This is a genomic window from Streptomyces sp. NRRL B-24085, from assembly GCF_001282115.1.
In the GTDB taxonomy this organism is placed as follows: domain Bacteria; phylum Actinomycetota; class Actinomycetes; order Streptomycetales; family Streptomycetaceae; genus Streptomyces.
In genome coordinates this window covers 1-4,684 of sequence record NZ_LJBR01000646.1, presented here as the reverse complement: position 1 = coordinate 4,684, position 4,684 = coordinate 1, and the positions used below count along the sequence as shown (strand labels likewise).

Below are 4,684 nucleotides of genomic sequence, written 5' to 3'. Positions count from 1 at the left end.
GGACGGCACGATCGCCAAGGCACTGCGGGCGGGGTGATCGGGCGGGGTGAAAGGAAGAAGGCCCGCCGGAGCGGGCCTTCTTGATGAACCATCAGCTGTCCGGACGGGCTGTCAGGCGCCCGGCGGCACCCGGGAGGGCCGCCCCGAGCCGCGGGTCAGGGCGTACCCGCCGACCCCGGCCAGCGCGGCGAGCGCACCGCCGATCGCGGTCCACACCCACCGGTCGGACCACCAGCCCGAGGACCAGCCGTCCTCGGGCTCGATGGCGGACAGGACGGCGGAGGAGTCCTCCGAACCGTCCTCGTCCGCCCCGGACTTCATCGCGATGCCCGGCACCAGGGGCTCGGCCAGCGAACCGTCCACCGCGGCCGAACCCCCGATGTCCTTGGAGTCGACCCGGACCTCGGTGCCGACCGGCAGACCCAGGTCGGCCGTGGTGAGACCGACGGCCGTCAGCCGGACGTAGTAGGTGCCCGGCAGCGGGTCGTTGGCCCAGGCCTCCGACCAGGCGCGGACTGTGCGCAGAGTGCAGGCCAGCTCCACCGAGGAGGCGTCCGCGGCCGCGGTGCGGGTCTGGGCGCCGTACTGGCAGGACTGGCGGCGGCGCAGTCCGTCGTACACGTCGATCTGCCAGGTCTGCGAGGCGTGGGTCTCGGGCAGCTTCACCGTCGCCTCGACGGTGGGGCGCAGGCCGGCGTCGGCGGGGAACGACCAGTACAGGTAGTCGCCCGTGGAGCCGCTCGCCGTGGCCGTTTGGCTCTGCTCGATCTCGGTCGCCGTGCGGAACGAGGTGCCCGCCTGGGTGGGCGCGTCACCGTCCGCCGAGGCCGTCGGCGTCGGCGAGGAGTCGGCCGCGGCCGGTGCGGCGGCCAGCGCGAGCAGCAGCAGAGAAGCGCTCAACGCGCGTGTGAGCCTCATCAGTTGGTCCTCCAGACCGCGACCCGCCAGCGTGACAGCCAGCCCCACAGCAGACCGGCGACGAAACCGGCGAGGATCAGCACGCCGAGCAGCCACCAGCCGCGCCCGAGGCCGAAGGAGGCCACGTCGCTCGCGTGCGACGGCCCGTCCACGACGTCGACGGTCAGCTCGAGAGGCAGCCCCGGGGTGGTCTTCACCCCGGCGGCCGCCGAGAAGGAGTTGGTGACCTGGAGGCACACGGTCTCGGCCGGCGCGTCCTCGTCGTCGCTCTCCGCCTTCGGGTACCTGAGCCCCGTGGAGATCACGTCCGTACGGCCGTTGCCCGCCGCCTCACCGCGCACGATCTCCCGGCCGTGCACGGTGACCGCCCGCAGCAGCACCCCGTACGAGGGGTTCACGGCCCGGTCGGCCCCCACGCTCACCGAGGCCCGCAGCTCCTGGCCCGGGTCGACGTCCACCCGGTACCAGCGCTGCCGGGCGAACTCCTCGCGGTCGGTGTACAGCCCGGACTTCAGCGTGGGCGCCGCCGCGCAGGTGCCGGCGCCCTCGGTGGCCACCGGGGTCACCACCGGGTCGGCCGCGCGGTCCACCAACTGGTTGACCTTGTCGGTGAGTTCGTCGGCGTGCTCGACCGAGGTGTAGGTCCCGCCGGTCGCCTCCGCGATGCAGCTCAACTGCTGCCGCATCTTGGTGTTCGGGACCAGGCCGAGGGTGTCGATGGTCAGCCCGATGCCCTTGGCGGCGATCTCGCGGGCCACCTCGCACGGGTCCAGCGGGGCGCAGGTGTCCTCGCCGTCGCTGATCAGCACGATCCGCTTGGAGGAGGCGCTGTCGGTGAAGTCGCCGGCGGACTTCAGCAGCGCGGGCCCGATCGGCGTCCACCCGGTGGGCGAGAGGGTCGCCACCTGCGTCTTGGCCTCGGTGCGGTCCAGCGTGCTGACCGGGTAGAGCTGCGCGGTGTCCTTGCAGCCCGTCTTCTGGTTGTCGCCCGGGTAGTTGGCGCCGAGGGTCCGGATGCCGAGCTGGACCTCCTCGGGCGTCGCGTCCAGCACCTCGTTGAAGGCCCGCTTCGCCGCCGCCATCCTGGTGCCGCCGTCGATGTCCGCCGTCCGCATCGAGCCGCTCACGTCGAGGACGAGATCGACCTGGGGGGCGGTGCCGCTCGTGGGTTCACCGGCGACCGCCGCGACCGGGAAGACGATCCCGGCCGTCAGGGCGGCGAGCAGGGCGCACACTCCTGCCGCCGGCCGTTTTCTTGTGATCATCGCCGGATCCTATTGATCAGGTGCGCCAGGCTCCAAAACGGCCGCTCACCGGACTCCGGAACGGCCGCGCGTCCGGCTCCGGAACGGCCGCTCACCGGACTCCGGAACGGCCGCGCGTCCGGCTCCGGAACGGCCGCTCACCGGAGGGGGTTGGGCAGTTCCGTCCACTGGTCGCCCGGAACGCCCGGCGACAGCCGCATCAGCGTCAACGCCTTCGTGGGCAGCGGCTGTTCGAGCAGCGCCGCCAGATCGGGGGTGCGCGGCAGCTCTCGTACGGCCGGCTCCAGCGCCCCCCGCAACGCCGCCGCCGAACCCGCCGTGGCCGCGAGGGCCCCGGCCACCAGGGAGCCGAACAGCTTGCGCCGCAGGGCCGTCTCGTCGTCCGTGACGACCCGCCCGGACAGTGCCGGGACCGGGATGCCGTGCCGGGCCAGTCTGGCCGGGCTGACCCGGATGTCGGCGAGGTCCCGGTAGACCAGCCGGAGCGGCGCGCCCGACTCGGACAGGACCACGAGGAGGTTCTGCCCGTGGGCCTCCAGGGCGACGCCGAGCTCCAGGAGCCGCAGCCCGGCCGTGAGGGCGAGCCGGGCGAACTCGGCCAGCCACACCGGGGATTCGGGCAGGCCGGTGGTGGCGAGGGCCGCCACGGGCAGGACCCGGTCGCCGTACACCTGAGGGGACTCGCGCAACACGGCCGCCAGATCCGGGGAGTTGGCCGTCGCCGCCCCCAGCGTGCGGGTGAAGTGCAGGAGCCCGTCCATGCGCTCCGCCAGTGTCTCCGCGAACTCCGACAGGGTCGCCGACATGCTGATCGAGTAGACGGAGATGTCCCGCACCGACGACGTCAGCCGTGCGCTGAGCGCGGTCTTCACATGCGGTCCGCCGGGCAGGGCGAGGGTGCGCAGGGACATCAGCGGATGGGCCCCGGTGCCTTCCGGGACGGCCCGCTTCAGCACATGCTCCGCCTGCCACGGATGCACGGGCAGCAACAGCCGCCCCCCGTCCCGCAGCTCCGCCGGCCACGCGCCCGTCACCAGGCACTCGTCCACCGGTACGGGGACCGGCCCGAGCGGGACCAGCGGCCGGTGCTCGGGCGCGTAGGCCAGTTGCTCGGCCACCGAGAAGCCGGGCCGGGAACGGCAGTTGGGGTGGTAGGGGTGCCCGTCCACGATCCGCTGCTCCCACTCCCAGTCGTGCGTCGGCCACTCCTGCGAGCGGGACGGCTGCCCCGCCCTCGACAGCGCCAACGACGCCACGCTGTCGGCGAGTTCGGCCGCGAAGTCCACGCCGTGCGGTACGCCCAGAGCGGTCATCAGACCCGCCGGATCGTCGTGGGCGACCTCGTCGAGCCGTACGACGGCGACCCGGGCGGCGGTGGCGAAGGGGTCCGGGTGGGGGCCGTGCAGTCTGCGGCCGTCCGAGAGGCGCAGGGTCAGCCCCTCCCGGCCGGTATCGCGCGCCGCGACCCAGGGCAGCGGCTCGTGCGTGAGGCCCCGCCACAGCCGGGACAGGACGGCCGCGCGGGCGCCGGGCAGCTCGGCGGCGTACCGCGCCACCAGGTCGGGGCGCAGGACGGCCAGCTCTTCGGCGAACCGGGCCTCGGCGGCGCGGGGACGGTGCACGGGTGGACTCCCTCGGGTACGACTGGTGTCACAGCGGGTCGGTGACGGCAGACATACTGATCGTCATCGCCCCAGATGAACCGTAGAGAACGAGTGAACCGCGTGGATCTCCTGCCCCCGCCGGCCGGCACCGCCGTCGCACCCCGCGCCGACGCGTACGCGGCGGCGCCCCTGCTGAACTGCCTGCTGCGCGAAGTGGCCGTGCCGCTCCCGGAACCCGGCGAGCGCCCGGTGTACCGGCTGCCCGGCGGGCGCCTGCTCAGGGTGCGGGGCGAGCGGCGGCCCGCCGAACCCGAGGTGCGCACGGCTGCCGGGTGGCGGCGCATCGGGCACACCGAGCTCGTGAAGCTGGTCGCCGAGGAACTGACCCGGCACACCGGCGTGTCCAACCACGAACTGCCCGCCGAGATGATCGACAGCCGGGACGCGGTGGCCGCCCTGCTCACGGCCCGGGACCGGGCCACGGCACCCGACGACCCGTACCTGCGCTCCGAGCAGTCCCTCGTCACCGGCCACCCCCACCATCCCGCGCCCAAGGCCCGCGGGGGCGGCCCGGCCGCCGCCTGGCTGCCGTACGCCCCCGAGGCCCACGCCCGCTTCCCGCTGGTCCTGCTCGGGGTGCGCGAGGACGCCGTCGTCGAGGAGGGCGACACCGCTGCCCTCGACACGCTCGGCGAGGCCCCGCCCGGATACCGGCTGCTGCCCGCCCACCCCTGGCAGCTCGCCCTGGTGGACTGTGCGGAGGCCTTCGCGGACGGCCGCCTGGTCCGGCTCGGCACGACCGGGTTCGACACCTGGCCCACGGCCGCGATCCGCACGGTGTACGCCCCCTCCCGGGACCTCTTCCTCAAGTTCAGCCTGGACGTCCGCATCACGAAC

The 4,684-nt window shown here is 74.0% G+C and carries 4 protein-coding genes; 1 reads left to right on the top strand and 3 read right to left on the bottom strand.

Annotated elements, in window-relative coordinates:
• Window positions 1-111: 111 nt before the first annotated feature.
• The 3 genes from AOJ26_RS40785 to AOJ26_RS40775 all read right to left on the bottom strand — a co-directional run bounded on the left by AOJ26_RS40785 (window position 112) and on the right by AOJ26_RS40775 (window position 3,805).
• On the bottom strand, window positions 112-918 hold the full coding sequence (locus AOJ26_RS40785; RefSeq protein ID WP_053853367.1) for a hypothetical protein: 807 nt from the start codon (window positions 916-918) through the stop codon (window positions 112-114).
• Window positions 918-2,183: a VWA domain-containing protein gene (locus tag AOJ26_RS40780; RefSeq protein ID WP_053853366.1), complete on the bottom strand. Its 1,266-nt coding sequence runs from the start codon at window positions 2,181-2,183 to the stop codon at window positions 918-920. The genes AOJ26_RS40785 and AOJ26_RS40780 overlap by 1 nt, the downstream gene beginning before the upstream one ends.
• Window positions 2,184-2,320: 137 nt before the next feature.
• Window positions 2,321-3,805 carry an IucA/IucC family protein gene (locus AOJ26_RS40775; RefSeq protein WP_053853365.1) on the bottom strand — a complete coding sequence of 495 codons (1,485 nt, stop codon included), beginning with the start codon at window positions 3,803-3,805 and terminating at the stop codon, window positions 2,321-2,323.
• Window positions 3,806-3,898: 93 nt separating this feature from the next.
• Between AOJ26_RS40775 and AOJ26_RS40770 the strand changes: the two genes are divergently transcribed.
• A partial coding sequence (locus tag AOJ26_RS40770; RefSeq protein ID WP_420713324.1) for an IucA/IucC family protein occupies window positions 3,899-4,684 on the top strand: 786 nt, incomplete at its 3' end.

What these genes read in the sequence shown, in the direction of transcription:
- AOJ26_RS40785 (WP_053853367.1), bottom strand. Translation starts at nt 918, where the DNA reads ATGAGGCTCACACGCGCGTTGAGCGCTTCTCTGCTGCTGCTCGCGCTG.
- AOJ26_RS40780 (WP_053853366.1), bottom strand. Translation starts at nt 2,183, where the DNA reads ATGATCACAAGAAAACGGCCGGCGGCAGGAGTGTGCGCCCTGCTCGCC.